Raw genomic sequence first — 16,739 nt, 5'->3', positions numbered from 1 at the left:
TTACCTACATTTGCCGGTCTTTTCCTGTGCGTGTGCCGATAATCTTCCACAAACTGGACGATATATTCCCCACGCAGCAGAAAAACGAGTAAAGACTTTGTAAGGTTGGCCCTGCTTATTTCATAATGCGCGCTTATTGGATCCCTCGATGGGTCCGCGCGCCCTTCAGAGGTAAGTCGATTCCCATGAACCGCACCGGCCGCACCCTTGCATTGGGCTGCCTGTTGCTCCTTCAGCCCCTGCTCGCGCACGCACAAGCAGGCGGCAACTCGTTGTTGATCCCAGCGATGGGTCGCTGCACCCTCAATACTCAGCCGCAAGACCTGACGCAAGCGCTTGCCGCCTGCCAGAAAGCGGCGGATGAAGGGGATGCGCAAGCGCAATACGAGTTGGGTGAGTTCTACTACGACGGCCAAAATGCGCCGCGTGACCTCGATAAAGCGCTGAAATTTTTCGAAAAGGCCTCGCTGCAAGGTCACGCCCAGGCGCAATACAAACTCGGCAGCATGTTTTTCCACGGCGAAGGCGTACCGGCCAATAACGTTCAGGCGTATATCGTGCTGAAAATGGCGGCGGTCAATGGCGCCGAAGATGCGCTGGACACGGCTGACGAAGTCGCCGAGAAAATGCCCCGCGAAGATCTGGAAGTTGCCACGCAAGTGCTGGGGCAAATCTTCCGTAAATACCTGATGGAATTGCAAAGCGCGGATGGGCGAACGCCGTTTTCGCCATTGCCTTAAATCTTCTTCGCCTCTTCAGACGCTTTCGCGGGCAAGCCTCGCTCCTACAGGTTTGATGTGCGCCGTGAAAACGATGCGTATCTGTAGGAGCGAGGCTTGCCCGCGAAAGGAGCGACGCGGTCTTATTTCTCAGGCATCGGCATCGGGAACGGCATGACGTTGCCGACTGCACCGCGGGCTTCGCTGATTTTCGGCGTGCCGAGGCGCTCGACTTCATCGATGCGCACAATCGAATGCATCGGTACAAAACTGCGCACCACGCCTTCGAACTGAGCCTTGAGTTTTTCTTCGCTCGGGTCGACGACCACTTGTGTGCGCTCGCCAAAGACGAACTCTTCCACTTCCAGAAAACCCCACAGATCACTTTGATAGATCTGCTTGGCATACATTTCGTACACCTGGCCCTGGTTGAGGAAAATCACCTTATAGATTGGGGCTTCACGTTTGGTCATGGTGGGCGGGCAACACATCGGGGATAAAAATGAGGGCGCGAACTATAGCATAGCCACCGGACGCACAGCGGTAGGAACCTTGGGACATGTTCCCTATAATGCGCGGTTCTTTGAATCACGTGATGACTCTTTCCATGGCCAAGAAGCTTTACATCGAAACCCACGGTTGCCAGATGAACGAGTACGACAGCTCGCGTATGGTCGATCTGCTGGGCGAACATCAGGCCCTGGAAGTCACCGCTCGCGCTGAAGATGCCGACGTGATCCTGCTCAATACCTGCTCCATCCGCGAGCGCGCCCAGGATCGGGTGTACTCGCAGCTAGGCCGCTGGCGCGAACTGAAACTGGCCAACCCGGACATGGTGATCGCCGTCGGCGGTTGCGTGGCCAGCCAGGAAGGCGCGGCGATCCGCGACCGCGCACCGTACGTCGACGTGGTCTTCGGCCCGCAAACCCTGCATCGCCTGCCGGAAATGATCGACGCCGCGCGCGCCACCAAGCTGCCGCAAGTCGACGTCTCGTTCCCGGAAATCGAAAAATTCGACCACTTGCCCGAGCCGCGTATCGACGGCCCGAGCGCTTATGTGTCGGTGATGGAAGGCTGCAGCAAATACTGCACGTTCTGCGTAGTGCCTTACACGCGTGGCGAAGAAGTCAGCCGGCCATTCGACGACGTGATTGCCGAGATCATTCACCTCGCCGAAAACGGCGTGCGCGAAGTGACCCTGCTCGGGCAGAACGTCAACGGCTATCGCGGGACCACCCACGACGGGCGTCTGGCGGACCTTGCCGAGCTGATCCGCGTCGTCGCCGCCGTCGATGGCATCGACCGGATTCGCTACACCACCTCGCACCCGCTGGAGTTTTCCGACAGCCTGATTCAGGCGCACGCCGACGTTCCGGAACTGGTGAAACACCTGCATTTGCCGGTGCAATCGGGTTCGGACCGCATTCTATCGGCAATGAAGCGCAACCACACTGCGCTCGAATACAAGTCGAAACTGCGCAAACTGCGCGCCGCCGTGCCGGGGATTTGCATCAGTTCGGACTTCATCGTCGGGTTCCCCGGCGAAACCGAGAAAGACTTTGAGCAGACCATGAAGCTGATCGAAGACGTCGGTTTCGACTTCTCCTATTCCTTCGTTTATAGCCAGCGCCCGGGCACACCCGCAGCTGACCTGGCCGACGAAACGCCGGAAGCGCTGAAAAAGGAACGCTTGAACGCGCTGCAACATCGCTTGAACCAGCAGGGTTTCGAGATCAGCCGACAAATGGTCGGGTCGACTCAGCGCATTCTGGTCACCGATTATTCGAAAAAAGACCCGGGCGAGCTGCAGGGGCGGACCGAGAATAACCGCATCGTCAACTTCCGCTGCGACAACCCGACGTTGATCGGCCAGTTCGCCGATGTGCACATCGACGCCGCGCAACCGCACTCGCTGCGGGGCTCATTGATCCAATAATCACCACCATTACCTGTGGGCGCGGGCCACTGTGGCGAGGGGGCTTGCCCCCGTTCGGCTGCGAAGCAGTCGCAAATTATTTGGGACCGCTTCGCGATCCAACGGGGGCAAGCCCCCTCGCCACAGGTTGAGGGCAAAAATCAGCATCTTATTTAAGAGCTTTCGCACCCAGCCCTCTGGCGTTATCCTTGATTTCATCTTAATTGCCCCAGGGCGGCTAAATACGACCTTGAACGCACCCATCGAACCACATCGTTTTATTCTCGAGCCCTTTGAGGCTCGCCGCTTCGCCAATCTGTGCGGGCAATTCGACGAGCATTTGCGCTTGATCGAACAGCGCCTGACCATCGAGATCCGCAATCGCGGAAACCAGTTCGAGCTGATCGGCGACCCCAAGCACACCACTTCCGCGGAAAATCTGATTCGCCGCTTGTACCGGGAAACCAAAGGTACCGAGCTGTCGCCGGATATGGTTCACCTGTTCCTGCAGGAATCGGCCGTCGAGGAAATGGACAACGTCTCCCCCGCCGAACCGTCCGTCGCGCTGCGCACCAAAAAAGGCATGATTCGCCCTCGCGGCTTGAATCAGCTGCGCTACGTGAAGGAAATCCTCGGTAACGACATCAATTTCGGCATCGGCCCCGCCGGTACCGGCAAGACCTATCTGGCCGTTGCCTGTGCGGTGGATGCGCTGGAACGCGAGCAGATCCGCCGCATCCTGCTGGTGCGTCCGGCGGTTGAGGCCGGCGAAAAGCTCGGTTTCCTGCCCGGCGATCTGTCGCAGAAGATCGACCCGTACCTGCGCCCGCTCTACGACGCACTCTACGAAATGCTCGGCTTCGAATACGTGGCCAAGCTGATCGAGCGTCAGGTCATCGAAGTCGCGCCGCTGGCCTACATGCGCGGTCGCACGCTGAACAACAGCTTCATCATTCTCGACGAGAGCCAGAACACCACCGTCGAGCAAATGAAAATGTTCCTGACCCGGATCGGCTTCGGCTCCACAGCCGTGATCACCGGTGACATCACCCAGGTCGACCTGCCGAAAGGCACCAAGTCCGGGCTGCACCATGTGATCGAAGTGCTCAAAGACGTGCCGGGGATCAGCTTCACCCACTTCATGCCTAAAGACGTCGTGCGCCATCCACTGGTGCAGCGCATCGTCGAAGCCTACGAGCGCTTCGAGAATCGTATCGACGATCAAGCGCCGAAGGACAAACGCCACGATGCTTGAGCTTGATCTGCAACTGGCCACCGAAGCGCCTGCGCCCAGCGAAGCCGAGTTCCGCCAATGGTGCGAACTGGCGCTGCGCCAGCGCACGGCGGATTCGGAAATGACCATTCGTTTGGTCGATGAAGAAGAGGCGCGCGAGCTCAATTCGACGTGGCGGCAGAAAGACTACGCGACCAATGTGTTGTCGTTCCCGGCCGATGTGCCCGATGAGTTTCTCGACATTCCACTGCTCGGCGATCTGGTGATCTGCGTGGCAGTGGTCGAGCGCGAAGCGGCGGAACAAGGCAAGGAACTAAAAGCGCACTGGGCGCATCTGGTCATTCACGGCTGCTTGCATCTGCTTGGTTACGACCATATAGATGACGAGGAAGCCGAGGAAATGGAAGCACTGGAACGAACGTTGCTTGCCGAGTTGGGCTATCCCGACCCTTACGCCGACGACGAAACCGACACCCCCCCTATCGTTACAACAAAGGATTCAGAGTAATCGCTATGAGCGAAGATCGATCGAGCAACGGGCAGAAGTCATGGCTGGGTAAGCTCACCCAGGCTTTTGCCCACGAGCCGAAGAACCGCCAGGAGCTGCTGGAGCTGCTGCGCGACGCACACCAGAACAAACTGTTGGACAGCGAAGCGCTGGCCATCGTCGAAGGCGCCATCCAGGTCGCTGACCTGCAAGTACGGGACATCATGGTCCCGCGCTCGCAGATGATCAGCATCAAGGCGACCCAGACACCTCGCGAGTTCCTGCCCGCCGTGGTCGATTCGGCCCACTCCCGGTACCCGGTGATCGGCGAAAGCCACGATGACGTGATGGGCGTGTTGCTGGCCAAGGACTTGCTGCCGTTGATCCTCAAGGAAAACGGCGACAGCTTCAACATCAAGGATCTGCTGCGCCCGGCCACTTTCGTGCCGGAGTCCAAGCGCCTGAATGTGCTGCTGCGTGAATTCCGCGCCAACCACAATCACATGGCCATCGTCATCGACGAATACGGCGGCGTGGCCGGCCTGGTGACGATTGAAGACGTGCTGGAACAGATCGTCGGCGACATCGAAGACGAACACGACGTCGAAGAAGACAGCTACATCAAGCCACTGCCCAGCGGTGATTTCCTGATCAAGGCACTGACGCCGATCGAGAACTTCAACGAGTTCTTCGACAGCGAATTCTCCGACGACGAGTTCGACACGGTGGGCGGCCTGGTGATGAGCGCGTTCGGGCACTTGCCGAAACGCAACGAAATCACAGAAATCGGGCCGTACCGTTTTCGCATCCTGAACGCCGACAGCCGTCGGATTCACCTGCTGCGCCTGACTCCAATTGCCCGGTAACTCCTAAGGATTGAAATGCACCGTCTGACCCGTCCCGGCTGGCCCGGTAATCTGCTGGCCGTGGTGGCCGGTGCACTCACTACCCTGGCGTTGGCGCCTTACGATATCTGGCCGTTGGCATTGCTTGCGGTCGGCTTCTTCTATGCCGGTTTGCGTGAACTGAGCCCGCGTCAGGCCTTGGGCCGTGGCTGGTGTTTCGGTTTCGGTCTGTTCGGTGCCGGCACCAGTTGGATCTATTACAGCATTCACCACTTCGGCGGCGCCTCGGTGCTGCTGGCCGGTTTGCTGATGCTGATCTTCACCGCCGCGATTGCCTGGTTCTTCGCCCTGCCCGCCTGGCTCTGGGCGCGCTGGTTGCGCCGTAACGAAGCGCCGCTGGCGGATGCCTTGGCGTTTGCCGCGTTGTGGGTCGGCCAGGAAGCGTTTCGCGGCTGGTTCCTCACCGGTTTCCCGTGGCTCTATTCCGGTTACAGCCAACTCGACGGCCCGTTGTCCGGGCTGGCGCCGCTGGGTGGCATGTGGCTGATTTCCTTTGCGCTGGCGCTGACGGCTGCGCTGCTCTGGAATGCTCCGCGCCTGCTCCGCACAGGGCGCAAAGGCTTTATGGCTGCTGGCGTATTGCTGCTGGTCGGGCCGTGGGCCGCCGGTATCGCGCTCAAAGAACACGCCTGGACCAGCCCGGCCGGTGCGCCTCTGAGTGTCGCGGCGATTCAGGGCAATATCGAACAAAGCATGAAGTGGGACCCGGCGCAGCTCAATTCGCAGTTGGCGCTGTACCGCGACATGAGTTTCAGCGCCAAACGCGTCGACCTGCTGATCTGGCCGGAAACCGCGGTGCCGGTGCTCAAGGAGTCCGCCGAGGCTTACCTGAGCATGATGGGCACCTTCGCCGCAGAGCGTAAAACGGCGCTGATTACCGGTGTGCCGATTCGTCAGGAAGTGCGCCACGAGCGGCGCTTCTTCAACGGTATTACCGTGGTCGGCGAAGGCGATGGCACGTACCTGAAGCAGAAACTGGTGCCGTTCGGCGAATACGTGCCGTTGCAGGATGTGTTGCGCGGCTTGATCGCGTTCTTCGATCTGCCGATGTCGGACTTCGCGCGCGGCCCGGCCGATCAGGCGATGCTGCAAGCCAAGGGTTATCAGATCGCCCCGTTCATTTGTTACGAAGTGGTTTACCCGGAGTTTGCCGCAAGCCTCGCCGCTCGCAGCGATTTGCTCCTGACGATCAGCAACGACACGTGGTTCGGCCGCTCGATCGGGCCGTTGCAGCATTTGCAGATGGCGCAGATGCGTGCGCTGGAAGCAGGTCGCTGGATGATCCGCGCGACCAATAATGGCGTGACGGCGCTGATCAACCCGTTCGGCCAGATCACCACGCAAATTCCGCAGTTCGAACGCGGGATCTTGTACGGCGAAGTGGTGCCGATGCACAACCTCACGCCTTATCTGCAATGGCGCTCGTGGCCGCTGATCATCGTTTCTGTGCTGCTGTTTGGCTGGGCGCTGGTGGCAAACCGGATGGCCAAAACTGTCTAAGTGATCGCACAACTGTGGCGAGGGGGCTTGCCCCCGTTCGGCTGCGAAGCAGTCGTTCTTGAGCAATGTCACTGAAAGAATGCCGGGGCCGCTTCGCGCCCCTACGGGGGCAAGCCCCCTCGCCACGAGTGTTCAGCGATAAAACACTGAATACCCGACCTGCCCCACCGCTTCATTGAGCAGTTGCCCGCTCTGCCAGATCGATTTGAATTCCGGCATCCAGCCGCCCAGCGGCCGGGCGTTGTCCGTTCCGAGGAATCCGACTGGCGCCGCCACCACCTCAAAACCCGCCGCCTCAAAACTCCAGACCGCGCGCGGCATGTGCCAGGCCTGCGTCACCACCACCACACGCTTGACCCCTGCCGGCAACAACATCTGTGCGCTGAACTGCGCGTTTTCCCAGGTCGTGCGGCTGCGTTCTTCCTGCCAACGCACGCTCACGCCGAAATCATCGAGCAGCGAATCCGCCATCAATTTCGCCTCACTCGGCGGCGTGCCGTAATGCAGGCCGCCGGTGGTCAGGATTGGCAAACCGGAAGCTTTCGCCAGCCGCGCTGCGTATCGCTCGCGCTCCAGGCCAACGCCGGTCGGTTGATCCGCGCCCCACGCGAGGTCGCCGCGCTCGCGCCCCGAACCCAACACCACGATCGCGTCCGCACGCTGCGCCAGCGTCGCCCACGCCTCACGCGCCAGCGGCGGCTCGCGCTCCAGCAGTTTGGCGCTCCACTGCACCACCACCGGCAAACTCATCAGCAAAAAACCGCCAAAACCCAAGGTAAAGCACACCGCCGCCAAGCGCGGGCGCGAGCGGCGAAACCACCACGCAAGCGCCAGCAACAGCAGAAGAATGCCGGGCGGCAATAGAAGTTGTTTAACGAAATAACGAAAAGGCATCGAGCATCTCCAAAAGATGCCCGAAGCCTAAGTGGGTTGATGCAACGCGACAACTGATGTGCAGAACTAAACTGCAAAAAACCCTACGTCACGGTTTCAAGTGCCCTTGCTTGAATGGCAGCGACCGGACCTTTACCGCGTCCCTGCCGGGTGCCTTGTCTTTTAGCCAGATGATCTTGGCCGAACGTGGGGCGTCGAGCTGCTTCACTGCTTCAGACAAGCATCCGTGTGTCTCACGTTCACTGCGGTCCAGATACGCTTTGACCAGTGCAAACTCTGCGGGGCTCAGGCCACGCAACTCCAGCTCCAATGGACGTTCATCACGCAACCGATCAGCAGTTTTCGCCGCGTCCAGGGCCATCCCCAGACGGTCGATCAATCTTTCGTACAGCTCCGGTTTTGTAACTTTACGTTGTGACTCAACCATCCCTCACCTCATTGAAGATATGACTCACTCCCCAATTAGGAGCTTAGCTTCCATCAACAAACCGGCTGAACGCTGCGACCAACGGCCCTCGCGGCGTGATTTGCGCGAGCGCGTGCCTGTAATCAGGGTTTCCCTCGATAGAGTGCGGTCATGTATGCTACGGCGCTTCCTGTAACTCCACTTCCAGCTCGCCTGGACAGCGAAACGCCGATTTGGCGTGATCAGCGTCCGGCATTGCATCGAAGAGGATTAGGCCACCCCTATTCAGTTCAAAAGTAGCCATGCACGAACAATATCAGCCCCGTGAAATCGAAGCCGCCGCCCAGTCGTTCTGGGACGAGCAAAAGTCCTTTGAAGTCAGTGAACAGCCAGGCAAGGAGACTTTCTACTGCCTGTCGATGTTCCCTTACCCCAGCGGCAAGCTACACATGGGGCACGTGCGCAACTACACCATCGGCGACGTGATCTCCCGCTATCAGCGCATGCTCGGCAAAAACGTCCTGCAACCGATGGGTTGGGACGCGTTCGGCATGCCGGCGGAAAACGCCGCGATGAAAAACAACGTAGCGCCCGCCAAGTGGACCTACGAAAACATCGCCTACATGAAAACCCAGCTGCGCAGCCTGGGCCTGGCGGTGGACTGGTCGCGTGAAGTGACCACCTGCAAGCCGGATTACTATCGCTGGGAACAATGGCTGTTCACTCGCCTGTTCGAAAAAGGCGTGATCTACAAGAAGAGCGGCACCGTGAACTGGGACCCGGTCGACCAGACCGTCCTGGCCAACGAACAAGTGATTGACGGTCGCGGCTGGCGTTCCGGCGCGCTGATCGAAAAGCGCGAAATCCCGATGTACTACTTCAAGATCACCGCGTACGCGGATGAGCTGCTGTCGAGCCTCGACGATCTGCCGGGTTGGCCTGAACAGGTCAAGACCATGCAGCGCAACTGGATCGGCAAGTCGCGCGGGATGGAAGTGCAGTTCCCGTACAACGTCGATTCGATCGGCGAAAGCGGCGTTCTCAAAGTCTTCACTACCCGCCCGGACACATTGATGGGCGCGACTTACGTCGCCGTCGCCGCCGAGCACCCGCTGGCCACTCTGGCCGCGCAGAACAATCCTGAGCTGCAAGCGTTCATCGCTGAATGCAAGGGCGGCAGCGTCGCTGAAGCCGACGTCGCCACTCAAGAGAAAAAAGGCCTGCCGACCTCGCTGTTCGTCGAGCACCCGCTGACCGGTGAGAAGCTGCCGGTGTGGGTCGCCAACTACGTGCTGATGCATTACGGCGACGGCGCAGTGATGGCAGTCCCGGCGCACGACGAACGTGATTTCGAGTTCGCCACCAAGTACAGCCTGCCGATCAAGTCGGTGGTGCGCACCAGCTCCGGCGACAGCAACCCTGCCCCGTGGCAAGACGCCTACGGCGAGCACGGCACGCTGATCAATTCCGGCGAGTTCGACGGCCTCGACTTCGAAGGCGCTTTCGACGCGATGGAAGTCGCGCTGATCAAGAAAAACCTCGGCGCCTCGCGCACGCAGTTCCGCTTGCGCGACTGGGGCATCAGCCGCCAGCGCTATTGGGGCTGCCCGATCCCGATCATCCACTGCGAAACCTGCGGTGATGTGCCGGTCCCGGAAGATCAACTGCCCGTCGTACTGCCGGAAGACGTGGTGCCGGATGGCGCCGGTTCGCCACTGGCGCGCATGCCCGAGTTCTACGAGTGCAGCTGCCCGAAATGCGGCCAGCCTGCCAAACGTGAGACCGACACGATGGACACCTTCGTCGAGTCCTCGTGGTACTACGCTCGCTACGCCTCGCCGCACTATGAAGGCGGGCTGGTGGAAAAATCCGCAGCCGATCACTGGTTGCCGGTCGATCAATACATCGGCGGCATCGAACACGCGATTTTGCACCTGTTGTACGCGCGCTTCTTCCACAAGCTGATGCGTGACGAAGGCCTGGTGAGCTCGGACGAACCGTTCAAGAACCTGCTGACCCAAGGCATGGTGATCGCCGACACTTATTACCGTCGCGAAGCCAATGGTGCCTACACCTGGTTCAACCCGGCGGACGTCGAACTCGAACGCGACAGCAAAGCCAAGGTTGTCAGCGCCAAGCTGATCGCCGACGGTCTGCCGGTGGAAATCGGTGGCACCGAGAAGATGGCCAAGTCGAAGAACAACGGCGTTGACCCGCAGTCGATGATTGACCAGTTCGGCGCGGACACCTGCCGACTGTTCATGATGTTTGCCTCGCCGCCCGACATGAGCGCTGAATGGTCTGACTCCGGCGTCGAAGGCTCGCACCGCTTCCTCAAGCGCGTCTGGCGTCTGGCGCAAGCGCACGTGACTCAAGGCCTGCCGGGCAAACTCGACGTCGCTTCGCTGAACGATGCGCAGAAAGTCATTCGCCGCTCGATCCACCAAGCGATCAAGCAAGCGAGCCATGACGTTGGCCAGAACCATAAATTCAACACCGCCATCGCCCAGGTGATGACGCTGATGAACGTGCTGGAAAAAGCCCCGCAAGGCACCGAACAGGATCGCGCGCTGATTCACCACGGCCTCGAAACCGTGGTCCTGCTGCTGGCGCCAATCACTCCGCACATCAGCCATGAACTGTGGAATCAACTGGGTCACGCCGACCCGGTGATCGACGCAGGCTGGCCGGTGCTGGACGAGAGCGCGCTGGTGCAGGACAGCCTGCAACTGGTTATTCAAGTCAACGGCAAGCTGCGCGGCCAGATCGAAATGCCCGCCAGCGCCAGCCGTGAAGAAGTCGAAGCCGCCGCACGGGCCAATGAAAACGTGCTGCGTTTTGTCGATGGCCTGACTATTCGTAAAGTGATCGTAGTGCCCGGGAAACTGGTCAATATCGTCGCCAGCTAATTGGATCAGGCGCCAGGTGAGCCTGGCGCCGAGTTAAACCTTTCGGGCCGCACGGTCGGCCCACCTGGTTTCAAGGGGAGCAACAAGATGATCAAACGCAATCTGCTGGTGATGGGCCTCGCAGTCCTGTTGAGCGCCTGCGGCTTCCAGCTGCGCGGTACCGGCACCAATGAACTGGCGATCAAGGAACTCGACGTCAGCGCGCGCAATGCCTACGGCGAAACCGTGACCCAACTGCGCCAGGTGCTGCAGAGCAGCGGCGTCAACGTCTACACCGGTGCGCCGTACAAACTGGTGCTGACCGACGAGCAGGAAGGCCAGCGCATCCTCAGCTACGCCGGCGCCGGTCGGACTGGCGAGTACCAGGTGACCACCGTTCTGAGCTACGACATCCGTGGCGAGAACAACCTCAGCCTGATGAGCGACAAGCTTGAAGTGCAGAAGGTGTTCATCCACGACGGCAACAACCTGGTGGGTTCCGATCAGGAAGCCAATACCGCCAAGACTGAAATCCGTCGCGAACTGGTTCAGCGCATGATGCTGCGCCTGCAACAGATCACGCCAACCCAGCTGGATCAGTTGCAACAGACCGCCAACGCACGGGCCAAGGCTGAAGCCGACGCCCTCGAAGCGGCGCAGAAGGCTGAAGCGGAAACGCCACGCCAGTCGCCGATCGAAGTCCCGCAGCAATAAGACTTACGGGGCGCTCAGGCGCCCCGTTTGCACTCTCTTATGAAACTCGCCCCCGCCCAACTCGCCAAACACCTGCAAGGTGCCCTCGCGCCGGTCTACATCATCAGCGGCGATGACCCGTTGCTGTGTCAGGAAGCGGCGGACGCCATTCGCGCCGCTGCCCGTCAGCAGGGTTTCGATGAGCGCCAAGTGTTTGCCGCCGACGCCAGTTTCGACTGGGGAACGCTGCTGCAGGCCGGCGCGAGCATGTCGCTGTTCGCTGAAAAGCGTCTGCTGGAATTGCGTTTGCCTTCCGGCAAGCCCGGTGACAAAGGCGCGGCAGCGTTTATCGAATACTGCTCGCGCCCGGCTGAAGACACCATATTGCTGATCAGCCTGCCGAAACTCGACGGCGCCGCGCAGAAAACCAAGTGGGGCAAGGCGCTGGTCGAAGGCGCGCAAACCCAGTTCGTGCAGATCTGGCCGGTGGATGCCAACCAGTTGCCGAGCTGGATTCGTCAGCGTTTATCGCAGGCCGGTTTGTCGGCGACGCAGGACGCGGTGGAGCTGATCGCGGCGCGGGTCGAGGGCAACTTGTTGGCCGCCGCGCAGGAAATCGAAAAGCTCAAGCTGATGGCCGAGGGCGGGCAGATTACCGTCGAAACCGTGCAGGCGGCCGTCGCCGACAGTGCGCGTTTTGATGTGTTTGGCCTCACCGACGCGATTCTCAATGGCGAAGCCGCCCACGCCTTGCGCATGCTCGAAGGGCTGCGTGGCGAAGGCGTCGAGCCGCCGGTGATTCTCTGGGCGCTGGCCCGCGAGTTGCGGCTGCTGGCCAATCTGTCGCTGCAATACAGCCAGGGTGTGCCTCTCGACAAAGCGTTCAGCTCGGCCCGGCCACCGGTCTGGGACAAACGCAAACCGCTGATGAGCAAAGCCCTGCAACGCTACTCGGCGCAACGCTGGGCGCAGTTGTTGCTGGAAGCGCAGCGCATCGACGCGCAGATCAAGGGGCAAGCGCCAGGTTCGCCATGGATGAGCTTGAGCCGGTTGTCGTTGTTGATGGCCGGACAACGGCTGTCATTGCCCGCCGAGTAAGGCCTTTTGTGGCGAGGGGGCTTGCCCCCGCTGGGGCGCGAAGCGGCCCTCAAATATGCAACCGAGTTTTTCCAGGCACTAAGTGGACGCAGGTTTTGCGACTGCTTCGCAGCCGAACGGGGGCAAGCCCCCTCGCCACAAGGGACTGGACAGACCTTCAACTTCGGCAGATTATTCGCAGCGCAAACCCACTCCGTCGAGAGAATCATCATGAGCAAAAAGCCATCTGAAAATGGCCCGAACAAGGCCAAATCCATCATCGCCCAGCCACTGTTCCGCAGCCGTCAGGAACGAGCCGGCAAGGGCAAAGGCAGCTACCGCCGCGAAGCCTTCCAGTCTAATAGCTGGGAGGCTTCTTACTTTCTGGCTGCTTGAAGCCGAACCCCCCTTCTCCATGTTAAGGTCTGCACCTGATTCGTATTCCCTGGACCTGTGCATGCCCCTTCGTCTTTCCCGTCGTTGGCCCCTTCGCCAATTGATTGCCGCCTCCAGCCTCATTCTGCTTGTCGCCTGCGCCGAAAAACCGACCGCCGCCGACGCCCAACCGCTCAAGACTGTTCCCGTCGCAACCGCGCCTGCGGTGATCCCGCCCGTGGTGCCGACCGGCGACAACCTCGACCTGCAACCGACACAGACCTTCGCTGAATGGCAGGCCGGTTTCCGCAAGGACGCCCTGGCCGCCGGCATCCGCGCCGACCTGTTCGACCGCTCGTTCGCCAATATCAGCTTCGACGACAGCGTGATCCGCGCCGACCGCAGCCAACCTGAGTTCTCCCGCCCAGTGTGGGAATACCTTGATGGCGCCCTGTCGCCACTGCGTGTGCGCAAAGGTCAGGCGCTGGTCAACCAGTACGCCGAGATCTTGCAAAGCATCGAACAGCGTTACGGCGTCGACCGCCAGGCACTGGTCTCGGTGTGGGGCATGGAAAGTAATTTCGGGCAGTTTCAGGGCAGCAAGTCGGTGATCAATTCCCTGGCGACGCTGGCCTATGAAGGCCGCCGCCCCGCGTTCGCTCACGCGCAATTGATCGCCGCCCTGCAGATCTTGCAACAGGGCGACATCACTCCGGAGAAGATGCTCGGCTCCTGGGCCGGCGCCATGGGTCAGACCCAGTTCATCCCGACCACCTACAACACCCACGCCGTGGATTTCGATGGCGACGGTCGCCGCGACATCTGGGGCAGCCCGGCCGATGCCTTGGCCTCGACCGCGCATTATCTGCAAAGCTCCGGTTGGCAGCGTGGCCAGCCGTGGGGTTACGAAGTGCAGCTGCCGAGCAGCTTCGATTACGTGCTGGCTGACGGCACGATTCGCAAGAGCGTCGCCGAATGGCGGCAACTGGGTGTGAACATGCCGAATGGCCGCCAGGTTCCGCCCGGCACCGAGAACCTGTCCGCCGCCCTGCTGTTGCCGGCCGGTTATCGCGGCCCGGCGTTTCTGGTGTTCGATAACTTCCGCGCGATCCTCAAGTACAACAATTCGTCGTCCTATGCGTTGGCGGTGAGTCTGTTGTCCGAGCGTTTCAGCGGTGGTGGCCTGATCAACGGCAGCTGGCCGAAGGATGATTTGCCGCTAAGCCGCAGCGAGCGGATCGAGCTGCAAAACCTGCTGAGCGCGCAGAACTACGACGCCGGCACGGCTGACGGCATTATCGGCGCCAATACGCGCAAAGCGATCCGCAGCGCGCAGCAGTCGTTTGGCTGGCCGGCGGATGGCTATCCGACGCATAAGTTGCTGGAAGGACTGCGTAGCCGTTAAAAGCTTCGCGGGCAAGCCTCGTTCCTACAGGACTGTGTGATCCGTGGGAGTGAGCTTGCTCGCGATGACTGACTGACTGGCGACTACGCTCTAACGCTTGACCACCACATCCTGCTCCAACACCAACACTTTATTCCCCGCATCCAGCTTGACCAGCGCGCCCATCGGCAAGGTCAGGTTCGGATCACAATGCCCGCTGCGCCACCCCGCCAGCACCGGAATCCGCAAGGGTTCGAAGGTCTGCTTGAGCAGTCGTGCCAGCGCCGCGCTTTCCACGCCCGCCACATCCCCGACCAGAACCCCGCGCAGCTTGCCCAGCGTGCCTGCCAGGCGCAGATGCGTGAGCAGCCGGTCGATGCGGTACAGCGGCTCGTTGATGTCTTCGATAAACAGAATCGCGCCTTCGGCCTCGATTTGGTAAGGCGTGCCCATCACCGCGGCGATCATCGACAGATTGCCGCCCAGCAAACGCCCATGCGCGATGCCCGGCTCGATCGTCGTCAACGGATAGGCCACCGGGTGCGCCAGCACGCTGCCAGCCTTCACCTGCCCGCGCAGCATGTTGAAGAATGACGACTCGGTAGGTTTCTGTTTATCGCCCAGCAGATCGGCGTTGAGCAGCGGCCCATGAAAGGTCACGAACCCCGCATACCGGCTGATCGCCAAATGGAGCGCGGTGATGTCGCTGTAGCCAATGAACGGCTTGGGATTGGCGCGCAGCACGTCGAAGTCGATGCCATCCAGCAGGCGCGGCGTGCCGTAACCGCCGCGCAGGCAAATGATCGCGTCGACGTCGCTGTCGGCGAATGCTGCGTGCAGATCATTCAGCCGCGTCTGGTCGCTGCCGGCCAGGTAACCGTCAGATTGGTAAACACCGGGAAATACACGCAGGGAATAACCACGGGCGCGCATCCATTGCACGGCTTTGTCGGTGTCCAGCGGCGCAGGCCCGGCGGGCGCGATAACGCCAATCAGGCCTTCCGACGGCAGCGCCGGGACAGGCGCGTGGGGGAACAGCGTGTGGGTCGGTCGAACGGTCATCCTTGAATCTCCCAGCGTAAAAACTTCTGCACACAGTAGTCAGGAATGCACATAAACAGAAGGCTTGAAATGCGCCACGGCCTGCGGGGAAAACCGGCAATGCTTGCAGGCAAGGCAAAAAAACGCCCGCGTGGCGGTAAAGCCATGCGGGCGATTGTGCACGTCAGCGGCGAATTACAACGCCGAGATCAGCTCGGCTTTAACCAGCTTCGCTTGCTCGTCGGCGTGGTACGAGGAACGTACCAACGGGCCAGACGCGACGTTCTTGAAGCCCATCTTGTAGCCTTCCTCGGCGAACCAGGCAAACACGTCCGGGTGCACGAAACGCTGCACCGGCAAGTGGCTGCGCGACGGTTGCAGGTACTGGCCGAGGGTCAGCATGTCGATGTCGTGTTCGCGCATGCGCTTCATGACTTCGATGACTTCTTCGTCGGTTTCGCCCAGGCCGAGCATCAGGCCGGACTTGGTCGGAATGTGCGGCATCATTTGCTTGAAGCGTTGCAGCAGGGTCAGCGACCACTGGTAATCGGAGCCCGGACGCGCAGCCTTGTACAGACGCGGCACGGTTTCGAGGTTGTGGTTGAACACATCCGGCGGCTCGGCGGCGGTGATTTCCAGCGCCACGTCCATGCGTCCACGGTAATCCGGGACCAGGGTTTCGAGCTGCACGTTCGGCGACAGTTTGCGGATCTCGCGGATGCAATCGGCAAAGTGCTGGGCACCGCCGTCACGCAGGTCGTCGCGGTCAACCGAGGTGATTACCACGTACTTGAGTTTCAGGTCGGCGATGGCAATCGCCAGGCTTTCCGGCTCGTTGACGTCCAGTGGTTTCGGACGACCGTGGCCGACGTCGCAGAACGGGCAGCGACGGGTGCAGATGTCGCCCATGATCATGAACGTCGCGGTGCCGCCGGAGAAGCACTCGCCCAGGTTCGGGCAGGACGCTTCCTCACAAACGCTGTGCAGCTTGTGTTTGCGCAGCAGGGCCTTGATGCGGTCGACTTCCGGCGACACCGGGATGCGCACGCGAATCCAGTCGGGTTTCTTCGGCAGTTCGGTGGTCGGAATGATCTTTACCGGGATGCGTGCAACCTTCTCGGCGCCGCGCAGCTTGACGCCGGCTTCAACCTTGGCACGTGGGGCCGGGCGCTCGGTAACATCCAGCGTCGGGATCATGGTTTGCACTGCATCAGTAGTCAT

Annotated in this window: 16 protein-coding genes; 11 read left to right on the top strand and 5 right to left on the bottom strand. The window is 60.6% G+C overall.

The genetic code is table 11. The annotated features are described in order from the left end of the window. Positions 1-185: 185 nt before the first annotated feature. The gene (locus BLU01_RS16785; RefSeq protein ID WP_092277663.1) at positions 186-740 is read left to right on the top strand and encodes a tetratricopeptide repeat protein; all 555 of its coding nucleotides are present in this window, start codon (positions 186-188) and stop codon (positions 738-740) included. Positions 741-862: 122 nt separating this feature from the next. On the opposite strand, the gene BLU01_RS16780 is transcribed toward BLU01_RS16785, so the two are convergent. Then, on the bottom strand, positions 863-1,192 hold the full coding sequence (locus BLU01_RS16780) for a DUF1820 family protein (RefSeq protein WP_007894425.1): 330 nt from the start codon (positions 1,190-1,192) through the stop codon (positions 863-865). 134 nt (positions 1,193-1,326) lie between these two features. On the opposite strand from BLU01_RS16780, the gene miaB reads away from it, so the two are divergent. The 5 genes from miaB (at position 1,327) to lnt (ending at position 6,760) form a co-directional block, all read left to right on the top strand. Beyond that, positions 1,327-2,655, top strand: a complete 1,329-nt coding sequence (gene miaB / locus BLU01_RS16775; RefSeq protein WP_167370432.1) for a tRNA (N6-isopentenyl adenosine(37)-C2)-methylthiotransferase MiaB — start codon at positions 1,327-1,329, stop codon at positions 2,653-2,655. Positions 2,656-2,884: 229 nt separating this feature from the next. Then, positions 2,885-3,889, top strand: a complete 1,005-nt coding sequence (locus BLU01_RS16770; protein ID WP_092277659.1) for a PhoH family protein — start codon at positions 2,885-2,887, stop codon at positions 3,887-3,889. Next, positions 3,882-4,376 (top strand): rRNA maturation RNase YbeY, encoded by a 495-nt coding sequence (ybeY, locus tag BLU01_RS16765; RefSeq protein ID WP_092277657.1) that lies wholly within the window; start codon positions 3,882-3,884, stop codon positions 4,374-4,376. The genes BLU01_RS16770 and ybeY overlap by 8 nt, the downstream gene beginning before the upstream one ends. A gap of 5 nt (positions 4,377-4,381) precedes the next feature. Beyond that, entirely contained in the window at positions 4,382-5,221 is an 840-nt protein-coding gene (locus BLU01_RS16760; RefSeq protein ID WP_045062079.1) for an HlyC/CorC family transporter, read from the top strand. A gap of 15 nt (positions 5,222-5,236) precedes the next feature. Continuing rightward, positions 5,237-6,760, top strand: a complete 1,524-nt coding sequence (gene lnt / locus BLU01_RS16755) for an apolipoprotein N-acyltransferase (RefSeq protein WP_092277655.1) — start codon at positions 5,237-5,239, stop codon at positions 6,758-6,760. 132 nt (positions 6,761-6,892) lie between these two features. Here lnt and BLU01_RS16750 read toward each other — a convergent pair whose 3' ends face one another. Together BLU01_RS16750 and BLU01_RS16745 are read right to left on the bottom strand one after the other, a co-directional pair. Beyond that, positions 6,893-7,654: a YdcF family protein gene (locus BLU01_RS16750; protein ID WP_092277653.1), complete on the bottom strand. Its 762-nt coding sequence runs from the start codon at positions 7,652-7,654 to the stop codon at positions 6,893-6,895. An 88-nt stretch (positions 7,655-7,742) separates the two neighbouring features. Then, positions 7,743-8,081, bottom strand: coding sequence for a hypothetical protein (locus BLU01_RS16745; RefSeq protein ID WP_092277651.1), 339 nt, complete (start codon positions 8,079-8,081; stop codon positions 7,743-7,745). A 281-nt stretch (positions 8,082-8,362) separates the two neighbouring features. Here BLU01_RS16745 and leuS point away from each other — a divergent pair, with 281 nt between their 5' ends. From leuS to BLU01_RS16720, 5 genes are all read left to right on the top strand, one after another. Then, the gene (gene leuS, locus BLU01_RS16740) at positions 8,363-10,969 is read left to right on the top strand and encodes a leucine--tRNA ligase (RefSeq protein WP_092277649.1); all 2,607 of its coding nucleotides are present in this window, start codon (positions 8,363-8,365) and stop codon (positions 10,967-10,969) included. Positions 10,970-11,056: 87 nt separating this feature from the next. Beyond that, a complete protein-coding gene (locus BLU01_RS16735; RefSeq protein WP_092277647.1) occupies positions 11,057-11,662 on the top strand; it encodes an LPS-assembly lipoprotein LptE in 606 nt (201 codons plus the stop codon). Between the two features lie 39 nt (positions 11,663-11,701). After that, entirely contained in the window at positions 11,702-12,739 is a 1,038-nt protein-coding gene (holA, locus tag BLU01_RS16730) for a DNA polymerase III subunit delta (protein ID WP_092277645.1), read from the top strand. Between the two features lie 210 nt (positions 12,740-12,949). Then, a complete protein-coding gene (arfA, locus tag BLU01_RS16725) occupies positions 12,950-13,114 on the top strand; it encodes an alternative ribosome rescue factor ArfA (protein ID WP_092277643.1) in 165 nt (54 codons plus the stop codon). A 61-nt stretch (positions 13,115-13,175) separates the two neighbouring features. Further along, a complete protein-coding gene (locus BLU01_RS16720) occupies positions 13,176-14,498 on the top strand; it encodes a lytic murein transglycosylase (RefSeq protein ID WP_092277641.1) in 1,323 nt (440 codons plus the stop codon). Positions 14,499-14,588: 90 nt separating this feature from the next. On the opposite strand, the gene BLU01_RS16715 is transcribed toward BLU01_RS16720, so the two are convergent. Both BLU01_RS16715 and lipA read right to left on the bottom strand, forming a co-directional pair. Then, a complete protein-coding gene (locus BLU01_RS16715) occupies positions 14,589-15,539 on the bottom strand; it encodes a S66 peptidase family protein (RefSeq protein WP_092277639.1) in 951 nt (316 codons plus the stop codon). A 174-nt stretch (positions 15,540-15,713) separates the two neighbouring features. Continuing rightward, positions 15,714-16,739 (bottom strand): lipoyl synthase, encoded by a 1,026-nt coding sequence (lipA, locus tag BLU01_RS16710; protein ID WP_054052430.1) that lies wholly within the window; start codon positions 16,737-16,739, stop codon positions 15,714-15,716.

It is taken from the genome of Pseudomonas prosekii, assembly GCF_900105155.1.
GTDB classification, from domain to species: Bacteria; Pseudomonadota; Gammaproteobacteria; order Pseudomonadales; family Pseudomonadaceae; genus Aquipseudomonas; species Aquipseudomonas prosekii.
This window is presented reverse-complemented; position numbering and strand designations above follow the sequence as displayed.